The sequence below is a fragment of the Aminobacter sp. P4_D5 genome (genome assembly GCF_056401815.1).
Genome location: NZ_JBFUIP010001076.1, coordinates 1 through 587, shown reverse-complemented (window position 1 = coordinate 587; position 587 = coordinate 1). Strand labels below are relative to the sequence as shown.

Here is a 587-nt window from a genome sequence, read left to right as displayed (position 1 = left end):
AGAGAACCGGTTGCGTCAGGCGCTAGGCTGAGACGATGACGATCGCAGATACGCTCCAGCAGGCACGCCGCGCCCTGATCGACCTCTCCACGCGCAATCGGCTGCTGAGCCTGCCTGCGCAGGGGCGCGCACGCGCGGTGATCCGCATCGACGACGAGGATGCGGGCTTCGTGCTGGAGCAGTTGGCCGCAGGACGGGCCTTCGGCTTTGAGGCGGCGAACGCCCAGACGGAGGGGCCGAAGCGCAGCCGCCGCCGCGCCGAGGGCGTCGGCACGGCAAAGGCCGAGGCCACCCGCGAGGAATGGCAGCACGACAGCAACCTCCGCGTCGGTCTGACGGCGGAGGAACTGGCGCGCCGCCTGCGCGACGTGATGGCGGATGCCCGCAGTGCGCGGGAGGAGAGCGGCGTGGCGAGCCTCTACCTCGCCGTCGGCGGCCTCGTCTGGCGCGATCCGGCGACGCCGGAGACGGAGCGGATGGCGCCGCTGGCCCTCATCCCCGCGACGCTGGAGCGCGAGGGCGTAAGCAATCGATTTCGCGTACGTGGCAACCCCGAGGAGATGGTCGAGAACCTCTCGCTCCGGGAA

General features: G+C 71.0%; 1 protein-coding gene. It reads left to right on the top strand.

Annotated features, from left to right (window positions below; all coding sequences use genetic code 11):
• Positions 1–35: 35 nt before the first annotated feature.
• On the top strand, positions 36–587 hold a 552-nt coding region (locus AC1DWF_RS36745; protein ID WP_476843357.1), incomplete at its 3' end, for a DUF4011 domain-containing protein.